Below are 21257 nucleotides of genomic sequence, written 5' to 3'. Positions count from 1 at the left end.
AGAAAAAACAACCCTATTTCGTACTAAGATCAATAATCTTTAATTCACAAAGGTTATCCCAGATTTAAAATACAGTATATAATAAGCGGCCTTCGAAAAGATTCGAAGGCCGTTTAAAAATTTGCTAAAACAAGAGATGGGCTTTAGTTCCATCCGCCACCAAGGGCGTGGTAAATATTGACTACGGCATTTAGCTGTTGCTTTTTAGTTTCAATTAATTCCAATTTTGATTGCAACGCATCACGTTGTGTCATCAAGACTTCAAAATAATCTGCACGGGCTGATTTAAATAAAGCATTGGATATGTCTATCGATTCGGTAAGTGCCTTCACCTGCTGATTTTTTAAATCATAACTTTTCTGCAGGTTATTGATATTAGACATTTGATTGGCCACTTCTATATAACCATTTAAAATGGTCTTCTCGTAATCAAACAACGCTTGCAACTGTTTAGCGTTTGCAGTAAGATATTCAGCTTTAATCGCATTTTTATTAATCAGCGGTCCGGCTAAATCTCCAGCTAAAGAATAGATTAGAGATTCTGGTGTCCTTAATAAATAGCTTGGGTTAAAAGCCTGATAACCTAATGTTGCAGAGATGCTCAAAGAAGGATAAAATTGTGCCTTTGCCACTTTCACATCTAACTTTGCTGCTGCCAGTTCCAGTTCTGCCTGTTTAATATCAGGTCTGTTAGCCAATAATTGAGATGGAATACCAGATTGTACCGTTGCGGGAACCAGATCTGTAAAACTTTTTCCATCCCTGATAATCGGTTGAGGATACCGGCCTAATAAAAAATTGATTTTATTTTCTGTCTCCGTTATATTTTGCTGAATATCAAATTGCATGCTCTTAGAGCTTAAAACCTCCGCCTGAAATTTCCTTACAGCAAGTTCAGTAACCCTAGTAGCCTCTTTCTGAATCTTCATGAGTTCCAGGGCATCGCTTTGAATTTTAATATTTTGTTTCACAATATCCAGCTGGTTATCTAAGGCCAGTAATTCATAATAAGAATTGGCTACCTCAGCCACCAGGTTAGTGACCACAAAATTTTTCCCTGCAATGGTTGATAGATAATGATTTACCGCCGATTGCTTTGCATTTCGCAATTTGTGCCAGATATCTGCTTCCCAGTTAGCCTGAAGACCAAATTTGTAATCAGGTAACACTTCAGGAACACCTTTTCCAGGTATAATTTCCGTTGAGGCATCACCAGCACCAGAGCTGGTGTATCTGCCTACTTTTTCCAGCCCAGCACCAACACCATAACCTACTGTAGGTAAAAGGTCACCCTTTTTAGCTTTAATGTCATTTCTGGCAATTTCAATATCCTGTAAAGTGATATTTAATTCCTGATTATTTTTTAAAGCCGTATCAATCAGGCTAACCAGGTTTGGATCTGTAAAAAATGTTTTCCATTGGATGCTTGCACTGTTCACAGTATCTTTTGAGTCACTAAAACCCTCAGGTACGTTTTTATTTTCAGCACGTTGCGCAACCTCTGGTAATTTACAGGCGGTATAAGCTGCACATATCACAGCTAAACCAAGGCTTTTATAAATGCTATTTTTAAACATTGTCTTCAATTTCTTCAGTTAACGGATGTCCTTCTTCAATAGTGGTGAGCTTACGTTTGGTTGCTATTGTACCGAATATGTAAAACAAACCAGGGATGATTAATACACCTAAAACAGTACCGAATATCATCCCTCCGGCGGCAGCTGTACCAATTGTTCTATTACCAATTCTTCCTGGCCCGGTAGCTATTGTAAGCGGAATTAAACCTGCAACGAAAGCAAAGGAAGTCATTAAGATTGGCCTGAACCTGATTGCTGCACCTTCCATGGCGGCTTTAAGAATCGTAACACCCTGACTATGCCGGTGCATCGCAAATTCAACAATCAGCACGGCATTTTTACCCAGCAACCCAATCAGCATGACCATGGCGACCTGTGCATAGATGTTATTTTCTAATCCAAACAGTTTTATGAATAAAAATGCACCAAAAATACCGGTAGGAAGTGATAAGATAACAGCCAGTGGCAGAATAAAGCTTTCATACTGAGCGGCCAATACCAGATACACGAAACCCAAACAGATTAAGAAGATATAAATGGCTTCATTTCCACGCGATACCTCATCTTTTGAAATACCCGCCCAGTCTATGGCATAGCCACGTGGCAAGGTTTTTTGTGCCACTTCTTTAATGGCTTCAATAGCTTGGCCTGAACTGTAACCTGGTGCAGCCTGGCCACTGATTTCGGCGGCATTGTGCATATTATGTCGGGTAATTTCTGATGGACCGTATACCTTTTTCATGGTCATAAAGGCTGAAAAAGGCACCATTTCATCTTTATTGTTTTTAACATAAAGCTTTAATACATCTTCTGGTAAGGCCCTGTATTGCGGCGAAGCCTGAACAACCACTTTATAAGGACGGTCATATTTAATGAAACTGGTTTCATAATCACTACCTACATAAGTAGATAAGGTACTCATTGCATTATCAATACTTACGCCTTTTTGCTGCGCCAGATCATTATCAATGTTCAGCATGTATTGTGGGAAACTTGCACTAAAGAATGTAAATACCGAAGAAAGTTCTTTCCGCTTATTCAATTCCTTTACAAAATCATTACCAACTGTTTCCAGCTTTTTGTAATCACCACTTCCGGCCATATCTAAAAGACGGCATTCGAAACCACCTGCTGCTCCATATCCCGGTACTGCCGGTGGTTGGAAAAATTCAACTGTAGCACCCGGAATATCTTTGGCTTTTTCTTCTAGCGCTTTAATTACATCTGTTGCAGAGTTTTTACGTTCGCTCCAGTCTTTAAGGTTAATCAAACATGTACCGGTATTTGATCCTGTACCTTCTGATAAAACCTCATAACCTGCCAATGATGAAACAGACTTAACACCTTCCACATCTTCAGACATTTTTTGCAATTTTTCTGCAGCCTGATTGGTACGCTCTAATGTAGAACCTGGAGGCATTTGAAGAATGGCATAAACCATCCCCTGATCTTCATTCGGAATAAAGCCTGATGGCACACTATTACTTATGAAATAAATTCCGACACAAAATACCGCCAACACACCAAAAGTAAATAACCGTCTGCCTACCACCTTACTTAAGATATTTTCATATCGGCCAGTCAGTTTAAAGAAGGCATTGTTAAAGCCATCCAATAATTTATCAACAACAGTTTTCTTTTTAGCTACGCCATGTTGATTTTTCAACATCATGGCACATAGGGCTGGCGTTAAAGTTAATGCCACCACACCTGATAAAATAATTGCTGTAGCCATGGTGATGGAGAACTGGCGGTAAAAAATACCTACCGGGCCGGACATAAAAGTTACCGGAATAAACACCGCTGCCATCAAAAATGTAATGGCAATAATGGCTCCGCTGATTTCTTTCATGGCCATTTGTGTCGCCTTCAAAACAGATAACTTCGGATCATGCTCCAGCTTGGCGTGCACGGCTTCAATTACCACAATCGCATCATCCACTACCACACCGATCGCCATTACCAAGGCAAATAGGGTAATCAGGTTTAAGGTGATGCCAAAGAACTGCATAAACACGAACGTACCAATTAAGGATACCGGAACTGCAATCGCCGGAATTAAAGTTGACCTCCAGTCTCCAAGGAACAAGAACACTACTAAACCCACCAGAATAAAAGCTTCTACCAATGTGTGAACTACCTTCTCTATAGATGCGTCCAAAAATTTAGAAACGTCATAACTGATTTCATAATCCAAACCTTTAGGAAAGGATGTTGCTTTGATTTCAGCCATTTTGGCTTTAACATCTTTAATTACCTGCGTGGCATTACTTCCGTAAGATTGTTTTAATACAATAGCTGCCGAAGATTTTCCATTTAAGGTAGAGTAAAGGTTATAGAATGAAGAACTGAAACTAATGTCAGCCACATCCTTTAAACGCAACATTTCACCATTCGCATTGGCCCGTAAAATGATGTTTCCATATTGCTCAGGTGTAGTAAAACGACCAGAATATTTCAACACATACTCAAAAGCTTCAGAACGCTGACCAGAACTTTCACCTGTTTTACCTGGCGATGCTTCTAAACTTTGTTTGCCTAAAGCATCCATTACTTCATCAGGAGAGATCTTGTAGGTCTGCATTCTATCTGGCTTCAACCAAATCCGCATGGCATAATCCCTGTCTCCAAGGATATCTGCATATCCTACTCCATCTACCCTTTTCAATTCAGAAAGTAAATTGATATCGGCAAAATTGTACAGGAAGTTCTGATTCATTTTCGGGTCTTTACTATACAAATTGATATACATCAACATGTTAGGTTCTTCCCTACTAATTTTCACCCCTTCACGAATAACCAATGGCGGGAGCTTGTTGTTCACCGCAGCCACACGGTTTTGCACGTTTAATGAAGCTTGATTAGGATCTGTTCCCAAATTGAAAACCACCTGAACACTGGCTTCACCATCATTACCGGCATTTGAAGCAATATATTTCATTCCCGGTACACCATTCAAGGCACGCTCTAATGGAATGATAACTGATTTAACTAATAACTCGTTATTTGCACCAGGATACTCAGCCGTGATGTTTACTTTAGGTGGAGATATCGTTGGGAATTGGGTTACGGGCAGACCTGTGATGGCCAAAACACCCAGAAACACAATAATTAGCGATATTACGATAGAGAGGACTGGCCTCTGTATAAATTTACCGAACATAATATTAAGATTAAAGGATGATTACTCTGCAGCAAGTCTTAACTGGTTAATTACATCTTTCGGATTGGACAACTTGTATTTAATTTTGTCGCCGTCTTTTACCTTCTGAATGCCTTCCAGCAAAATTTTATCGCCTTCTTTTAAATCAGTACCTACAATGTATAAATCTGGTATTTCGGTTACGATGGTAATTTCTCTTGAGTGCACTTTATTATCATTGCCAACAACAAATACATAGGTTTTATCCTGAATCTCATAAGTAGCTTTTTGCGGAATAACCAATGCATTTTTTAATGGGACAACCATTTGAATTTTACCTGTTTCGCCGTTTCTTAACAAATTATCAGGGTTATTGAAGCGGGCCCTGAAAGCGATATTTCCAGTCTCATTATTAAATTCACTTTCAATAACTTCTACCTTCCCCTTTGATTTAAGCACTTCGTTATTAGCAAGCAACAAACCAACTTCCTGTCCACCCTTTGCTTTAACTGTGCTTTGGTAGGTCAGGTATTCTGGTTCTGAAACATTAAAGTATGCAAAAACCTGGCTATTATCTGATAGGCTGGTTAATAACGCACCTTCATCAACCAGACTTCCCAATTTAAATGGAATACGATCTATCGTACCCGCGAAAGGTGCCCTGATTTCTGTAAAAGCAAGGTGCATTTTAGCCATTGAGGTTTCAGCATTGGCCGATTGTAATTTAGCCTTCGCCATGGCCAGCTCATTTTTCGAAACCACATTTTTATCTGAAAGCAACTTTGTATTTTCCAGTTCAATTTCTGCGGCTTTGGTTTCGGCTTGTGCTTTTAGCAATTCAGCCTGCGCCATTCTAGGCATAATTTTAAATAATACCTGCCCGGCATTTACATGCTGACCTTCATCAACATAAATGTTTTGCAAATAGCCTTTTTCTTGTCCGTGGATTTCGATGTTTCTTACCGATTTAATTTGAGAAACATACTCTTTGGTGTATGAAGTATCGATCTTTAACGGTGTAGTAACCGCGTAAGTAACCTCCTCTTCTTTCTCCTCTTTTTTTGATGTACATCCTGTTACATAAAGCAAAACGCTTAAAGCGAGGAACATGACATTTCTTTTCATTTTGTTTTTTGTGAATAGTTATCTGATTTTTTTTCTATCTGATTAATCTGGGATCGATTCATTCAGGATGATCACTGCTTCATGATGCAGTTCTGTTCTGTAATTTAGTTTACCCCATTTAATTAATACTGGTACGAAATAACTACAGATTTATGAAGTTATAATGAAGTTGAACTTCAGGTTGGAATGGATCCGTGCGAATGGCACCGGAATTAAACTAAAACAGGCTATAGCTGGGCGCTAAAACAGTGTTTTTTGGACAAGTTACAATATGCTTATCCCCTCTTCATGTTGCAAGTAAACAATGAGATTTAATGGCGATAGCAGGGTGCTATACCCAATAATATAATGATTAAGAAAGGGGAAAATGAGCTTATCTTTCTTGATGTTTAAAATAGTGGTGAAGGTTTAAAGGTCATAGCAAGCCACCAAAACCTGTGATGGCCATACTAAGATCAGTTTTAGATTGCAGATGATAATGTTTTACGCATCATAATATCAGTTTGCTCATCATCACCCATTTTAAAAATGTGCCGATCAAAAGCAACAAAGCCATTTTTTTCATAAAACCTAATGGCTCTGGAATTTTCTTCCCAAACCCCTAGCCATAGGGTATTTTTCTTTAATTGATTTGCAGTAACCAATGCTTGTTCATAAAGCATTTGGCCAACCTTTTTACCATGATGAGTTGATTTGACATAAATCCGTTCAATTTCTAATGCCGCATGCCCCTGATCTTCAGTTTGTGCAGCGCCAATATTCAATTTTAAATAACCTACAGGAAGACTTTCATCCCATGCAATGAAAAACATTGATTCACTATTATTTAGTTCGCTTTTAACTTTTTGTTCACTAAAGTTTTCATCAAGGTATTTTTGCATATCCTCTTTGGTATTGCTCTCAGAGAAAGTTTCGTGAAAGGTTTCTTTACCAATTTGTTGAATTGTACTGATGTTTTCAGCCGTAGCTGCAGTGATTATGATATGTTCCATATGATTAAATACTGTTCCCAAAATTATGTAATCCTTGGTCATTTACTTTTAACATTTGTTAAATATTTTAAATAAAGTGGCTGATCCGATTGAATAAAGGCATTTTTATATAAGAACAGTACTCACCCTACCATAAATCAAAAACAAGCCTGATTAATTTTTGTTAGCTTTTTGTACCAGTCAGCGCTATATGAAAAATGAACGACCGTATGTAATTTGCCTTATGATGACTTCTGTAGATGGAAAGATCTTAGGAGAAAAATGGGGCAATGGTAAAAAGATGCAAAAGCTTAGAGAAAAGTTTGAGCAGGCACATGAAGAAATCGGAATTAAGGCCTGGATAGTAGGTAGAACTACGATGGAAAAGGATTTTACGAATTTCGAAAAACCGATTATAAAGCGTGGGCATTCAGCCATAGATCGAAGTGACTTTATTGGCAAAATTGATGCTTCGGGCAAGTTTGCTATTGCCTTAGATGGGCATGCCAAATTAGGCTGGAAAGAATCAACGTTGCATGGCGACCAAGTGATTACCATTTTAACTGAAAACGTAAAGGATGGTTATCTGGCCCACCTTCAGGAAATTGGGGTGTCTTATATTTTTGCCGGAAAAGATGAAATAGATTTAACAATAGCCTTAAAAAAACTGCGTAAATTGTTCGGAATTGAAAAACTGATGCTGGAAGGCGGCGCACGTATTAACGGAAGCTTTCTACAGGCTGGATTAATTGATGAATTTCATCAGTTATTATTGCCCATTGCAGATGGTGGAATGGAAACATCATCAGTTTTTGAGATTGATCCAAAAATAAAAGGAAAAGACGCAACCCTGATGAAGCTAAAAAATGTTAAACAAATTGAGGATGATGTGCTTTGGATAACTTATACATTTTAAAGAACGATTCAAAAGTTGCCTCCCAGGATCAACATTTTTAATACAGATAAATTATGACCAGTTAAATCCCTATTCCCTTTACATGCTTAAGAACACCATTCCCCTCCTGCTTACACTGCATTTCCTCATCTTCTCCAATTATACTTTTGCCCGCAACGAAAAAATATTATCAGCGAATAAATCTGTTACTGTAACAGGTGGGCGTGTTCAGGGTTCGCTATCAGATCATGGCGTGCTATCTTTCAGAGGAATCCCCTATGCAGCACCACCGGTTGGAGAATTAAGATGGAAAGCACCACAACCTCCCTTACCATGGGAAGGAACCAGAAATGCAGCACATTTCGGACCCCGCCCTGTACAGGAGTCAAACCTTTTATATGAATTCCGTTCAAAAGAAATGAGTGAAGATTGTCTTTATTTAAACGTATGGACTTCTGCACGATCAAATCAGGAAAAACGGCCAGTATATGTTTTCATTCATGGGGGTTCATTTATACACGGAGATGGCTCGCAGCCAGCATATGATGGTGAAAGCATGGCAGAACAGGGTATTGTTTATGTCTCCATTAATTATCGGCTGGGTGTATTTGGGTTTATGTCGCATCCGGAACTAAGTCAGGAATCTGGCTATGGCGGTTCAGGAAATTATGGTCTGCTTGATCAGGTTGCAGCATTAGAGTGGATCAAGAAAAATATCAGTCAGTTTGGCGGAGATCCCAATCGCGTTACGATAGGTGGAGAATCAGTAGGCGCACAATCAGTAAGTGCACATCTGGTTTCACCACGCTCCAGTGGTTTATTTTCAGGTGCCATTGCCGAAAGTGGTTCCTTGATTGACGTACGTACAATGGTACTGCCCTTGAAGAAATCAGAAGAACTAGGTACAGCGTTATCTGGTTTATCTAAATCAAAAACAATAGCCCAAATGCGGTTAATGCCAGCAGAAAAACTTTTAGAATTGGTGGAAAAAGGAAATCCCCGCCGTTTCAGGCCAGTAGTAGATGGCTACTTCCTGAAAGAAAATCCTGAAAAAACTTTCATGGCTGGAAAACAGGCCAATGTTCCTTTACTGGTTGGATGGAATGCACAGGAAGTGCCTGCAATCGCCTTATTTCGACTTCGCCGAATCAACGTACAAAATTATAAAAAAGCAGTTGAAAAGATTTATGGTGAAAGGGCCGATGAAGTCCTTGCACGCTATCCGGCTGAAACCAATAAAGAGGTGAAAAAGGCAGCAAGTGAGCTCATGAGCGACAGGCTGATTAATTACAGTAGCTGGAAACTGGCTGAACTTCATGCACAAAATAAATCGGCAGCAGTTTACAGGTACCTTTTTGCGCACCCTCACCCCGGACTCAATTTGCGCACCATTCGGGAAGGTAATTTCTTTCAGGTTATAATTAAGAAAATGCTCAATAAAGTAATTACCGGCACTTCATTTCATGCATCCGAAATTGAATATGCACTGGGTAACCTAAAAGTACAGGATAATTATGAATGGAAAGCGGAAGATTACCAGGTATCGAAACAGATGCAAAGTTATTTTGTGAATTTTATCAGGAGTGGAAACCCAAATGGTTTGGGTATAGATCAAATTCCACTCACCAACTGGCCAACTTATCACAACGGAATGGGAGAATTTTTAAAGATTGATATCAACAGCAAAGCCGAAACGGATGTCACAAAAGACCGATATTTATTTTTTGAAAATCTTACAGAAACTGAATAATTAGAATTGAAGGATCGGATTTCCCAGATCGTGGTAGAGCAATACCTTCCAGTTTTGCTGTTTGCCTTTTTCTGACCATTCCTGGCGTGCTTCGAGAGCTTTTTTACCATCAAAATCATTTTTAAAAGCGAGTGGATATTTAAGGTAATTTTGCTGTGGTAAATTATCAGCACCATAAAAAATGGTTTCTTCTTTTTCCTTCACCCAGAAGACCTGATGAAAAGGCGTATGTCCGCCAGAAACCTGGTAAGTAATTTCATCTGTGATACTTCCCTGATCATCATCTAACAGTACAACGTTTGGCAGTTCGGCCAACTGTTGCAGCATATCTATCCGGTAAGATGGATTTCCTGTTTGCGTGAAGGCAAAATCCAATTCCCGGCGCTGAAGATAAATCGTAGCATTTGGAAAACTACCCATCAATTTTCCATTTGAAAGGTAACCAATCCCATCGATATGATCTTTGTGAAGGTGTGAAATCAGCACTTTTGTGATTTTTTCCGGCTTGATATTTTCATTTTCTAAACACTGTACAACCGGAGGCACTTCTTCCTGATTGGAATTAAAACCAGTGTCCATTAGCACATAATCATTTTCGGTAATCACTAAAAAAGGTTGAATAGCTACTTTTGTTCCTGTTGCAGTGGAATCAGTATCTATTAACGTAAATTTCTTATTCTGATTAACAGTGTAGTTTCCTTGTTTTAGGGGGATTACTTTCATGTTGTTCACTGGTGGCTAAAGCTAAATCTCATTATTATATCTTATAAGCGCTAACAGATGAAACTATTGAATGTTCGGGGAAATGGTGATTTTAATATTAAAGCGAATTTAAAATCTGAGAGTATGATTTTGGTGGATTTATCTTAGCGAAGGGTAATTACTTAATATCAAGCATATGCATTTGTTCTAGTTTAGAATTATAATGAACCTTCAAATAATTCCTTCATCGCCTTAATTTAGTATGGCCATTGTACATATAGTGGTTTAGTCATCCAGGGATATTTAATCACCGAAAAACTAAATGGCGATTGATTAATGAGGATATCGTATACTCTTTTCTCAATCAACAGTTCCCAGCGATCATCCTGCTCACTTAACAAGCCATCCCTGATTAGCCAGTTGCCTCTGAAACCATCAATTGAACTTGACCCAATGGCTGTCCAATACTCAATCGCGGCCTGCAGCAGTTGCGTCATCGTTTCTATATCAGCAGGGCTGATGAATGTTTGATTTTTAATGGATTCGCGAAGTAAAATGCCACATAAAAGTTTATTCAGCACCAAATCTGGTTCATCGGTTTCCAACTGGCCTGTTGCTAAAAACTGGAGATAATGAACAGCCGCAGCCTGCTTTTCAGGGAAGAATTCTTTATGATTATTTATAAGGTTTAAGCGTTCAAAAAGTAAAGGGATGTATTGGTTAATTAACACTATGCCCGCATTTTTGACAGGAATGCTTCCTCTAAATATTTCTTCCGGTTGAATGATCATAAATTCTGGATTTTCATTAAATTATTTCTGTTTTGGGCTGAAGTTTATCCGGTTTTTAATTTACTGAAAGGCGGCATTTTCTCCTTTGAAAGAAAGTTCAAAATAAAAGCCTGCCGCGTATTCTTTATTTGACATTGGTAATGGTTAACTGTTCATGCGCAATTTCAATGGTGTCAATCGCCACCTCATTGCCGTCCGATTTTAAATCGTTACTGGTAATTTTGGTTGGCCAGGCATTACTTAACGACCACTGCATGGTTACTTTGCCACCTTCATCCAGCAACTTAATTAAGATGGTTCTCCTTTTAATGGTATTCATCTTAATTTCTGCATGCCAGTTCCAAAAAGTATTGTCATTGACAAAAATCCCCCTTTTCATGGTAATGTTGCCGTATTTAGAAATACCAGGCATTTTTTCCGTAGAAAAAAGCGGACTATTACTTGCGCGGTATTCTATAATTTGTGTTTCTACATCCATTCCGAAAACTTCCTGGAAGGCCACACCTTTTAATTCTGTACCAAAGTCAACTTCAAACCTAAACTTAGGCATGGGCCATGTTGAGCCTTCTTTATTGCCGTCATCTGCCATAATTGGATGTATTATTTAATTGAAAATAATTTAATCGACTAATTGCTATGCAGAAACCGGCATTTTCTGCTGGAAGGTCAATACAATAAACTCTGCCGGACGAATCAGGGCTACTCTTACCACCACGGTCATGATGCCATTCAGCACATCATCTGCGGTCATGGTAGTGCCCATGCCACAGGCTACAGAAAATGCATCGGCAGGTGTTGCGCCCATTAATCCACCATTTTTCCAAACTGAGGTAAGAAAACTGCCAATCATTGATTTCACCGCTTCCCAGGTATTTTTATCATTAGGCTGAAATACGTATGGATGGCAGGCCAGTTTACAAGATTGCTCCAGGAACGTCATGGTCCGCCGCACCTGAATGTATTTCCAGTCCTGACTATTGCCTTCCAGTGTACGCGCACCCCAAACCAATATGCCAATGCCATTAAAAAAGCGAATGGCATTAATGGATTTACCGGAAACGGGATCCATATTTAAATTGGCTTGCTGACTTTCAGATAAACTGATTGGCAGGGAAGACGCACCAACAATACTCACATTAGCAGGTGCCTGCCATGGGCCAACCTGGTTATCGGTAGTGGTAATTACACCAGCCATTGCACCACTTGGCGGTAATATATTTGCAATAGCCAAAACCTGATTGATAATGGTGCTGTAAGTTTTACTTGCATTTTGCAGGGCGCTATGATATTGTGTAACCGTTAAAGGTGTACCGGAAGGGCTGGCGATATTGGTTAAAATCTGCGCTGCCGCAGCATTGGGATGATCTGCAGGATTTAAAAGTGGTGCCAGTTGTTTCATATCCCCACCAAACAGGTTGGTATAATCTATATCTGAAGTTTGCATGGTGGTTGTACCCACAAAAGGATAATAAGCTGCCCCATAATCCAGCCCCACTACTCCGGTATTGTTTCTAAAAGTCTGAATGTCCTGTGTATACAGTATTGGGTCAGGATTTCTACCGCCAATCACATCAAACAAAGCCATAGCCGTTTGCGTTTCAGTGCATTGCAGCAGCATGGCCTGCATTAAGGCGCCATTATCCGCTACCGATAATAAAGTTGCCTCCGGGCAGATGTACAGGGTGGGTTCCTGCTCATTCATCAATAACTGTAGCCCAGCGGTTAAATCGCTTAGTTTTACATTAGGATTGATCAAAGGCGCACCTACCGCCAGAGGGCTTTTGGATGGTGCTCCATAAGTACCCACAGAAACGATATAAGCATCGCCACCACCATTCTCATAAAACATTTTAATGCTGTTATAGAGGTAATAGATGGTATTGGGATCCGGAAGAATGGAATAGTAATTGCCATCAATAATCAAATAATCCGGATCAATAGGTTTCGATTTTTGCTTTATGAGGTAATATTCCGGACTATACTGTTTCGCCGGACTAGCTGGTGCTGGTGGATCAGGATAACAGTAGAAAGCCTGAAAATCAGAAAATGAGCTGATCTTTTGTGCTACATTGGCATAAGATCTTCCCTCATACATGGCCTGTGGCGTATAACCGATAAATGCAGGTACTGCTGTGGCCACTGGCACTACTGAATTTGGGAAAGCATTAAGTTCGTTGATGTATACCCCAGGTGATTGGATGTTAGATAAGTTCATGAGCGTTATTTTAGTAATGGATTGGCGTTAAGTGATTTTTTAAAAAATCTCAAGCCAATTTAGGTATTTCGATGGTATTATTTTAAAAAAAATACCTGCATCAAAATGATGATTAGTCTAAAAAATGGCAATCCTTATTTAAATACCTTGGTATTCTGGATATAATTTATAACGGAATAGGATACATTATAACAAAAAAAGGATTGATCACAATTGACCAATCCTTTGAGCTTATCGATTAAAGCTAACGCTTTTGATTTTAAGGTAGGTAATCCAATAAAAAAAACTTTTGAACTGATCTTTAATTCAAATGGAATTATATTTTCAATTGATCAAATTAAAAAAATACTTGGGCAGATATTGTGTACCTGGCTGGATATTATGATCAATCGCATTTTATTCGCAATTTCAAATGCTTTACAGGCGAAGATCCCCCGTCCTGCTTTTTCGAGGAAAAAATATGGCAAACTTCTTTTTGAAAAAACAAGACTATCCCTTTTGAAACAGTTTTATCAACATGGGTTTAAAATTTGGTTAAATAATTAAAGTACCATTTTTACAATAGAAGTAAATCTACAAAATAAAATCTAAAATCATACAAATCATCAACATCAGTTATGCTGAAAATTTTAAAAAATTCTAACGAATACCAATTTTACGATAAAGCCAGGTACTATGGTATGGTATGATATAGATAAATGCTAATTTAGCAAGCACAATGAGAGCTGGCCTCTGCAACAGACCATCTGATGTAGTTGAGCAATTTCTTTGCTTCGAGAATAACCCTGTTTAGTATAAAAGCTGATCGAAAGATCAGAACGGCCAGTTTGCCTCGAAACAGGTGGCCAATTTTAAGCAAAACGGGGTGACAGCTTAAATGCTAAACGGGCGGCCGTTTTGCCGAAATACCTACCTGATTGTTATAAACTTAAATACAAACATTTGCGGCCATGATTACGATTTTATCTTCAATTAATAATCGAACTCAGGCTAGTATATATATTCAGTTGAACGTTCTTAAAGAAGTTACCAGACCAACGTAAAAAAAGCCGCCTCAACAAGTTAGAGACGGCTCAATCTTAATTTAATTTAGCGATGTCTTACAACACGGAACTGTTAGTGAATTTTACTTTGAAAGGCCATTGGTCATCATTAGCTTCGTTTTCATCCCATGGATGTGGTGCATAGGTAGTCGGAGCTCCAGTCACTACATACCATAATTTTACAGTACCAGCCGGCACAGTAAAGCTACTAGTTGCGTTGTTGGTCCACATGCCGCTATACCTGCGTTCTCCTGTATTTAAAATCGCAACATATCCATGGTGCCAACCTGCTCTTGCTGGATTTGCTACCTGATTATACCCAGGCGCATTAACCATACCAGTAAAAACGGTAGACACAACCGTACCTGCGACAGGAACGGTTAAAGGGATAACATTGTAACCGGTAGTACCCGGGGCACGATTATATGCTACCTGGTAGCTTCCGTCAGTTAGCCTTGTATAGTTCCATGTTTGAGCACCCTGGTAATTGGTACCATAAGATCGGAGTGAAGGAATATCCCAGGTGACAAATCTTACAGCCTGATCATATATTTCTCCATTAAAAGTAGCCATATTAATACCATTGAGCCTCATATATGCCTGGATAGGATCTTCCGGTTGGCGAGACTCGCGCCATAATTTTCCAATAAAATCTCGCCCTCTTTTAAATTCCCAATAGTAGAGTATAAAATAGCTTGCATAACGATACCATTCATGGTGAACATGGCGGTGGTAATTATCCTTGTAAACGGTGAAATCATATGCGGTAAAAACCGTCGATGGATAACTCTGGAATCCCTGAAAATTAGCCGTTTGCTCCCAAAAGCCGTTACCTCCATTGCCACCAAACCCATAGCGGAACCCGCCAACACCCTGGTCAGCAAAAACCTGGTATTGGAAACTATGTCCAATCTCATGACCGATGACATGACCAACCGGCTGCATTGTACTTGGACTAACCCACAGGGCACCAATTACGTTATCATAGCCTGAACCGGTAGCCAGCCATTCCGTTTGATAATTTATAAAGATCATCATCTTATATTTACTCAGCTTAGATGTAGCTAAATTAGCAAAACCTAATTGAGTTACATTTAATTGAAAAAAGCCTTCTGCTTTGCTCAGCAGGTCAGTAATATCTACCCGGTATGTAGCTGGCACGGCAGTTGAATTTGGGTCGTTACTGCCATAGCCTTTGGCCCAGAAAACAATAAAGTGATCGGAAGAGCGGGATCTAGACCAACTCCATGTGCTAGCCGAATTATTAAAATCATTTGAGCTTAGTTCCTGCGGAATATAGACTTCGGGAGCAGCAGCTGCAACCGCTGCTGTCTTGGCCTGCTTTTGTGGGTTAGTTAGCTGATTGGGCTGAATGGAGTTGAATTCATCTTTACAGCCTGATAACCATACAATTATCAGGAATAATAAAATTTGTTTTTTCATTTCGGTTTTTGTCTGATTAGGTTTATAGATTGATTAAATTTTATAACAAAGCGTGCTAATCTTTAGGTTGTTGATTCCCTCAGGAGATCAACAGGCTGTTCGCGAAAAATATTTTTATGATGGGTTAATACTTAAAATATCAGACATTACAATACATTTCCATGCTCAGTATAAAAGTGGTGAAGCATGCGGCCAATTGATACCTTATCATTACAGTAATGAATGTTTAAATTTACATAACAGAAGATGACCATTCTGATCATATATTAGCAACAAGCGGCAAAATATTGATATATTGTTTGTTAAGTTTCCTTTCCTGGCGCAAGTCTTAGCGATTGGGGGAGCTGTTGTGGCTGACTTGTGCTTTCAAAAATTAATAAATTAATGATTTTTAATAATCATTTCTACTAATGCGCAAATCAATAGGAATTAAAAAAACCAGAGCCAAGATTAATAAACTTGGTCCCCGGTTAAGTACAATCAGCAGGAATAATTGAGCATTTAAATCGCTTTAAATACAGATTTGAACAGATACAAAAGGAAATACCTTGAAATTTGCCCGGGCCGTTAAAGTAATCGCTATGACCTATGGTAGCTAAAGGGGGTAGGCAAATTTTACCAAAACTGAATGACTACATGCCCAGTGATATAGGAAAGTTCATCAAGAAATATAGTCAATAAGCTAAAAAGATTAAAAAACACTTACCGCAAACAGTTGCCCATTTACTACATCATCTTCCGCCTCCAAACCCCTAACTTCTCTATAAAACTATACCGTTTTGCTTTCGCCTCTTCAATCATCGTTTGCGCAAGCTGCTGTTCATACTGCAGCATTTTAATGCGAAAAGTAATTTCTGCCTGTTGGTGAGGGCCGCAGTTATCTATTTTCTCTAAACAGCGTATCTCAAGCAGGTCTAAATAAACCATTAGCGGTGTATTTTCTGGTGTTTCTTCTTTTAAGCGCGAAATAATGGCCCACAACAATTCTGTTTTCGCGTAATCATTAATTAATGTAGTTAGTTTTCGCTGTAGTTTTAAACAATCAAATGCAGCTTTATCTATCTGCTGTTCCATTTTTTTTATCGTGGAAGCCGTATTTTGTTGTGCCTTGATATTAATTTTTTCGAATGGCTTTATTTCGAGCTCACCTTGCATTAACAGCTCTATTTTAGAAAGCAAAGCCAGCTGGCGACTGCTCAAATTACGCAAACCAATTTCATACATACTGGCAGAACTTCGGGGCATGCCCAATAAACCGCCCATATCAATTTGCGAAAGCCCTAATTTTTCTCTTATGTGTTTCATTTTTTTAATCGATTGTTATTTTTCAGGCAGCGTTGAGATCATTTTTATTGTGGCACTTTTTTATGCTTGTTAAAATATGCACACAAAATTGTGGCACTTTTTTATGTGTCATTTTTTTATGCCACAATAAAGTATGCCACAAAATATCAGTACTGACTATAAATAAAGTTTTCTATTATTTCTATTTTTTTTAATCTGGATAGTTAAACAGCAAATAAATATATAACCTTTAGATATATTATAGTAATTTAAATACTACAGATAAAATTAAAGAAGTGATTACGAAAAGGAAGGTAAGGATAAGTAGATAAATTAAATTTAAGCCCTTGCGAATTGCGAGGGCTTTTGATAGACTAAAAGGGGGCTGCCAGTGTGATAGGTCAAATTTGCATAAGCCTCTATCTTCAGAAGTTGGTTGCTGATTATCATAATGCAATATGATAAGGATATAAATAATAAAAGCTACTTGGATTAAGTGGCTTAACAATTTTCAATTATCCACTTCCAGAAATCATCCTTGGAAATGTTCATACTCTTCAAGTTTGTATTGATATGAAAAGCAGGTATATCTTTGTCTTTAGAGCGGTGAATTATTGATCTTGTACAGCCTGGACATCGCCATTTATCATGAGAGGCTTCAGTCGATTTGTACTTACAGCCTTTGGATTCAAGAAAACGTTCCCAACATTTTACTTGTACGGGACGATTATTACCCATTTATACGGTAACAAGGCCTTCATTTAAAACTGTGTCTTCCGAGAGTTCGAATTCTCTTAATATTCCTTCTTTGTCAATGTGAGCCGAGTTACTCAATTCCGTTCTAAAAAATGGGCTTGTATCCCATCCCAACTCTTTAAGATCGTTAATAGCTTTACTTAAAGGTTGTTCTAATAGGGAGTGACAAAAGTCTTTGAGAACTATATCTTTCATCATTTCGTTTGCTTCATCATATGTGTTACCATATGAACTAATACCTAAAGATGGAATGTATATAATCTTAAATCCGTCCTGTTCAAAATCAACGGATTGGAAACTTCCTTTGAGAAGATGTTCGTGTTTACTATATTTTATTTTAATAGTGTCTTTTGACATAAAAAAAATCGAGAAGCGATATTGTTAATTTAGATGCAATTAAAATGGTGAGTTAATGTTTTGTACAAACTTTTTGTAAAAAATATGTCCTAAAAAACATATTCACATTTCAATGCTGTGCTTAATTAACGTCGAAAATAGATATTTGGTTTTTCTTATGCAATAGCAACCGCTATTGCAACTGCAACTTTCATTCATGCTTCATTCATTCATTCATTCATTGAAAAGAGTATTCGCAAAAATCAATTCGAAATTTGGGTTTAAATCAAGATTTTATACCGATATAATAATTTTATATAATTATTTACCGAGCAAATAAAATTGCAATTTTAATTGTAATTTTATTATGACAATATTTTTTTTAACGAGAAACTACAACTGGCACAAGTCTTAGTGAACCTAGGCTTGAGTAGTGGCCTGACTTGTGCCCTATTTAAACCAATAGATTAATTCCGACCAATTAATAGAATACATACGTCAACCTCCCGTTTATTACCCAAATCACAAAGACTTGCGCCATTGGGACTCATCTAATTCTTAAACAACCGCTTTATACGTGCAAAAAAAACATTATAAGTTTTTGTTAATGTATTTTTAATTTCTCCCTTTGAGGATTGGAAAGTAGATACTAAATCTTCTTTTTTTACAACTGGCGATGTATTCTGTTTGTTATTTTGGGAAATTAGCTTTTGATGGGCGGCACTTGCCATTTCAAATATTTCGATTTCTCGCTCGGGCCTTGAATCAATGTAAGCAATTTCGGGAAAGAGGCCGCTCGATAACCTTGAAGATTCTGACTGGAAATCATTCATGATGGATTCATAAAGTTTGATGGCTATTGAGACATGAGAAGCTACATTTTCAAATGATTTTGCCATCTGAAGCATATCTTCCCCAATTTCCTCCTTTTTTAATAAATCTGGGACGGAACAACTGATTTTTGCCTTGGCTGAGCAAAGGTTTGCAATATCTTTAGCTTTCCCTTTTTTTGCATTGAGCAAGTCAATGAGCTCCTGTAATTGCTTTCTTATTTCGGGATTAAATTGATATTGGTGATCGAAGTTCGATAAGTAAAAACCTGCATCCATTGCATTTTTCGCTAAAGCATGGGTAAAGTTCGCCATTTCGTCTGCAAGGATAGTCAGAATATTAACAAATGTATCCAGTTGATCTGGAGTGGCAGAGTGCTTATATTTTTTATACAGTCTTAATCCCTCAAAAAATTCTTCCTGATAGACGTATTTGGAAAAAGTTATATTATCTGCAGGGTTTCCTTTCAATATTTCAGAAAAGACTTTACCTATTCTAATTTCTTTTAAAGCCTCATCAACATTTTCCGATTCGATAGGAACACCTTCTTTATTTCGGTATTTTTTATCATTAAGTATGCGTATCTGATGAAAGAGGCCCGTAACCCGTTTTTCTTCTTTGTAGAGTTTTAGTAAATAGAAAGCAGAAATGTTAAGTTGGTTTTCTGAAAAAGCAAAAAGATTTGTTTCGACAAAAGCCAATACAGCATCCTTAAATTTCTCGTGGTAACAGCCAATTTTTAAAAAATATTCTAAAGCACGTTCACTTAGTTTGCTGTGATCTGAAAGAATCAAATTTTTAAGATAATTGATATTTCGCTCTTGGTATTCAAATGCAACAATAGATGTTATCGCATGAAGAATCGTATGTTTTAGTGCTTTTTCAGTGTCACTATACCCTTCTTCGTAGATGTAAATATCAGTAACGCGATCTAAATTTTCGCTACTGGCGATTTCGGTCATCCAAACCATTGCATCAACGAGGCTAACCTCTTTACCTTGCTCCCGCTTTAACAATAATTCAGCAGCACTAATTATCTTTTGATGGGTTTCAAGACTGAGAGATTCTTTTTTCATAGCGTCAATTTAGATTTGTGTTTTTTTTTATCCAATGATTAGCATAATCTGGCCATGATACTAACGCTACATTCGGTTTATCTTTTAAATATCCGTTTAAGGCGACAAAGGTTTTTCTGGTCAAATGCTTTACCTTCTAAGATAGTGAGATAATCTAAAAAATCAATGCAGCTCCTGAGTTTTCGATCCGTTAACCAATCGCTAGCTTTTTTTGTAGAACTGTCAGCATAAATACCCTGCAAATATTCATTTAGCCATTCAGCTAAACCCAAACAACTTCTGGTATAAAAACAAATTAATTTTTCAGAAAAAAAGGATATAGACTAAAGCCATAAACAAACAAAAAAGCTTCGGTAGAACCGAAGCTTTTATCGTACTCAAGAGGAGATTCGAACTCCCACACCCATACAGGCGCCAGCCCCTCAAGCTGGTGCGTCTACCAATTTCGCCACCTGAGTTTATGATGCAAATATAATTTAATTTTGCACGTTAGAAATAGGAATCAGAAAATTATTTAAACCTGCAAATAAACAGTTCCTACAATTCAATTTTTAAACCATCATAAGCCAGTCTGATGTTGGCAGGTAATTCCTTTTCAACTTCTTCGTGCAAACCTAAATTATGACTGATGTGTGTAATGTACGTGGTTTCTGCACCCACTTTTTCTGCAAAAGCAATTGCTTCACTTAATGTAAAATGAGAGATATGCGGTTCCTTTTGCAAAGCATTAATCACCAAAACTTTAGTGCCCTTTATTACCTCAAAAGATTGATCAGGAATGGTTTTAGCGTCTGTAATATAAGTAAAATCACCTATCCGATAGCCTGTTATCGGCAATAGATGGTGCATCACTTCAAAAGAAATAATCGTATTTTCGCCTATCAGAAAGTTTTCTCCATTAGTTACAGTATGCAGGTTAATTTGAGGTAAACCATGATACTTCGTATCTGCAAAAATATAATAGAACTCACGCTTTAAAGCAGTTTGAACCCTATCTGTAGCATACACATCAATCACTTTTTGCAGCAGGTAATTGAACGGACGAATATCATCCAAACCGGCAATATGATCTTTATGTTCATGCGTGAAGAGAACAGCATCTAAATCTTTTACCTGCTCACGCAAAAGCTGGTATCGAAAATCTGGCCCACTATCTACTACAATGGTTTTATCAGCCAGTTCAACTAAAATAGATGTTCTCAACCGATTGTTTTTTCTATCCGGAGATAAACAAACTTCACAATTACAAGCAATTACCGGGACTCCTTGTGAAGTACCCGTCCCTAAGAAAGTGATCTTCATTGTAAAAAACCCTCCTTT

Annotated in this window: 15 protein-coding genes and 1 tRNA gene; 2 read left to right on the top strand and 14 right to left on the bottom strand. The window is 37.9% G+C overall.

Annotated features, from left to right (window positions below):
• Nucleotides 1–143: 143 nt before the first annotated feature.
• The 4 genes from EV200_RS03730 to EV200_RS03715 form a co-directional block, all read right to left on the bottom strand.
• A complete protein-coding gene (locus tag EV200_RS03730; protein ID WP_132529453.1) occupies nucleotides 144–1577 on the bottom strand; it encodes a TolC family protein in 1434 nt (477 codons plus the stop codon).
• Nucleotides 1570–4740 (bottom strand): efflux RND transporter permease subunit, encoded by a 3171-nt coding sequence (locus tag EV200_RS03725; RefSeq protein WP_132529452.1) that lies wholly within the window; start codon nucleotides 4738–4740, stop codon nucleotides 1570–1572. The genes EV200_RS03730 and EV200_RS03725 overlap by 8 nt, the downstream gene beginning before the upstream one ends.
• Before the next feature lie 21 nt (nucleotides 4741–4761).
• Nucleotides 4762–5844, bottom strand: coding sequence for an efflux RND transporter periplasmic adaptor subunit (locus EV200_RS03720; RefSeq protein ID WP_132529451.1), 1083 nt, complete (start codon nucleotides 5842–5844; stop codon nucleotides 4762–4764).
• A 461-nt stretch (nucleotides 5845–6305) separates the two neighbouring features.
• Nucleotides 6306–6836 carry a GNAT family N-acetyltransferase gene (locus tag EV200_RS03715; RefSeq protein ID WP_132529450.1) on the bottom strand — a complete coding sequence of 177 codons (531 nt, stop codon included), beginning with the start codon at nucleotides 6834–6836 and terminating at the stop codon, nucleotides 6306–6308.
• 190 nt (nucleotides 6837–7026) lie between these two features.
• On the opposite strand from EV200_RS03715, the gene EV200_RS03710 reads away from it, so the two are divergent.
• Together EV200_RS03710 and EV200_RS03705 are read left to right on the top strand one after the other, a co-directional pair.
• Nucleotides 7027–7731 carry a RibD family protein gene (locus EV200_RS03710; protein WP_132529449.1) on the top strand — a complete coding sequence of 235 codons (705 nt, stop codon included), beginning with the start codon at nucleotides 7027–7029 and terminating at the stop codon, nucleotides 7729–7731.
• 82 nt (nucleotides 7732–7813) lie between these two features.
• The gene (locus tag EV200_RS03705; protein WP_132529448.1) at nucleotides 7814–9460 is read left to right on the top strand and encodes a carboxylesterase/lipase family protein; all 1647 of its coding nucleotides are present in this window, start codon (nucleotides 7814–7816) and stop codon (nucleotides 9458–9460) included.
• Here EV200_RS03705 and EV200_RS03700 read toward each other — a convergent pair whose 3' ends face one another.
• The 10 genes from EV200_RS03700 to EV200_RS03650 all read right to left on the bottom strand — a co-directional run bounded on the left by EV200_RS03700 (nucleotide 9461) and on the right by EV200_RS03650 (nucleotide 21239).
• Complete coding sequence (locus EV200_RS03700) at nucleotides 9461–10183, bottom strand: MBL fold metallo-hydrolase (protein WP_132529447.1); 723 nt, start codon at nucleotides 10181–10183, stop codon at nucleotides 9461–9463.
• Between the two features lie 236 nt (nucleotides 10184–10419).
• Nucleotides 10420–10953, bottom strand: a complete 534-nt coding sequence (locus EV200_RS03695) for a contractile injection system tape measure protein (protein ID WP_132529446.1) — start codon at nucleotides 10951–10953, stop codon at nucleotides 10420–10422.
• Nucleotides 10954–11077: 124 nt separating this feature from the next.
• A complete protein-coding gene (locus EV200_RS03690; protein ID WP_132529445.1) occupies nucleotides 11078–11542 on the bottom strand; it encodes a phage tail protein in 465 nt (154 codons plus the stop codon).
• A 45-nt stretch (nucleotides 11543–11587) separates the two neighbouring features.
• A complete protein-coding gene (locus tag EV200_RS03685; RefSeq protein WP_132529444.1) occupies nucleotides 11588–13168 on the bottom strand; it encodes a phage tail sheath family protein in 1581 nt (526 codons plus the stop codon).
• Nucleotides 13169–14268: 1100 nt separating this feature from the next.
• The gene (locus tag EV200_RS03680; protein WP_132529443.1) at nucleotides 14269–15654 is read right to left on the bottom strand and encodes a DUF6055 domain-containing protein; all 1386 of its coding nucleotides are present in this window, start codon (nucleotides 15652–15654) and stop codon (nucleotides 14269–14271) included.
• Nucleotides 15655–16380: 726 nt separating this feature from the next.
• On the bottom strand, nucleotides 16381–16959 hold the full coding sequence (locus tag EV200_RS03675) for a helix-turn-helix domain-containing protein (RefSeq protein WP_132529442.1): 579 nt from the start codon (nucleotides 16957–16959) through the stop codon (nucleotides 16381–16383).
• Between the two features lie 717 nt (nucleotides 16960–17676).
• Nucleotides 17677–18051, bottom strand: coding sequence for a hypothetical protein (locus tag EV200_RS03665; protein ID WP_132529440.1), 375 nt, complete (start codon nucleotides 18049–18051; stop codon nucleotides 17677–17679).
• Nucleotides 18052–18581: 530 nt separating this feature from the next.
• The gene (locus EV200_RS03660; protein WP_132529439.1) at nucleotides 18582–19937 is read right to left on the bottom strand and encodes a hypothetical protein; all 1356 of its coding nucleotides are present in this window, start codon (nucleotides 19935–19937) and stop codon (nucleotides 18582–18584) included.
• 374 nt (nucleotides 19938–20311) lie between these two features.
• A tRNA-Leu gene (locus EV200_RS03655) sits at nucleotides 20312–20395 on the bottom strand.
• Nucleotides 20396–20474: 79 nt separating this feature from the next.
• Nucleotides 20475–21239 (bottom strand): MBL fold metallo-hydrolase, encoded by a 765-nt coding sequence (locus EV200_RS03650; protein ID WP_132529438.1) that lies wholly within the window; start codon nucleotides 21237–21239, stop codon nucleotides 20475–20477.
• Between the last annotated feature and the right edge of the window lie 18 nt (nucleotides 21240–21257).

The organism is Pedobacter psychrotolerans (genome assembly GCF_004340665.1).
GTDB classification, from domain to species: Bacteria; Bacteroidota; Bacteroidia; order Sphingobacteriales; family Sphingobacteriaceae; genus Pedobacter; species Pedobacter psychrotolerans.
The sequence above is the reverse complement of the archived record's forward strand: the minus strand, read 5'-3'. Positions and strand labels throughout refer to the sequence as shown.

Coding starts and splice junctions, on each gene's coding strand:
- EV200_RS03730 (WP_132529453.1), bottom strand. CDS start 1,577: ATGTTTAAAAATAGCATTTATAAAAGCCTTGGTTTAGCTGTGATATGT.
- EV200_RS03675 (WP_132529442.1), bottom strand. CDS start 16,959: ATGAAACACATAAGAGAAAAATTAGGGCTTTCGCAAATTGATATGGGC.
- EV200_RS03710 (WP_132529449.1), top strand. CDS start 7,027: ATGAAAAATGAACGACCGTATGTAATTTGCCTTATGATGACTTCTGTA.
- EV200_RS03650 (WP_132529438.1), bottom strand. CDS start 21,239: ATGAAGATCACTTTCTTAGGGACGGGTACTTCACAAGGAGTCCCGGTA.
- EV200_RS03720 (WP_132529451.1), bottom strand. CDS start 5,844: ATGAAAAGAAATGTCATGTTCCTCGCTTTAAGCGTTTTGCTTTATGTA.
- EV200_RS03700 (WP_132529447.1), bottom strand. CDS start 10,183: ATGAAAGTAATCCCCCTAAAACAAGGAAACTACACTGTTAATCAGAAT.
- EV200_RS03705 (WP_132529448.1), top strand. CDS start 7,814: ATGCTTAAGAACACCATTCCCCTCCTGCTTACACTGCATTTCCTCATC.
- EV200_RS03665 (WP_132529440.1), bottom strand. CDS start 18,051: ATGTCAAAAGACACTATTAAAATAAAATATAGTAAACACGAACATCTT.
- EV200_RS03680 (WP_132529443.1), bottom strand. CDS start 15,654: ATGAAAAAACAAATTTTATTATTCCTGATAATTGTATGGTTATCAGGC.
- EV200_RS03660 (WP_132529439.1), bottom strand. CDS start 19,937: ATGAAAAAAGAATCTCTCAGTCTTGAAACCCATCAAAAGATAATTAGT.
- EV200_RS03695 (WP_132529446.1), bottom strand. CDS start 10,953: ATGATCATTCAACCGGAAGAAATATTTAGAGGAAGCATTCCTGTCAAA.
- EV200_RS03725 (WP_132529452.1), bottom strand. CDS start 4,740: ATGTTCGGTAAATTTATACAGAGGCCAGTCCTCTCTATCGTAATATCG.
- EV200_RS03690 (WP_132529445.1), bottom strand. CDS start 11,542: ATGGCAGATGACGGCAATAAAGAAGGCTCAACATGGCCCATGCCTAAG.
- EV200_RS03685 (WP_132529444.1), bottom strand. CDS start 13,168: ATGAACTTATCTAACATCCAATCACCTGGGGTATACATCAACGAACTT.
- EV200_RS03715 (WP_132529450.1), bottom strand. CDS start 6,836: ATGGAACATATCATAATCACTGCAGCTACGGCTGAAAACATCAGTACA.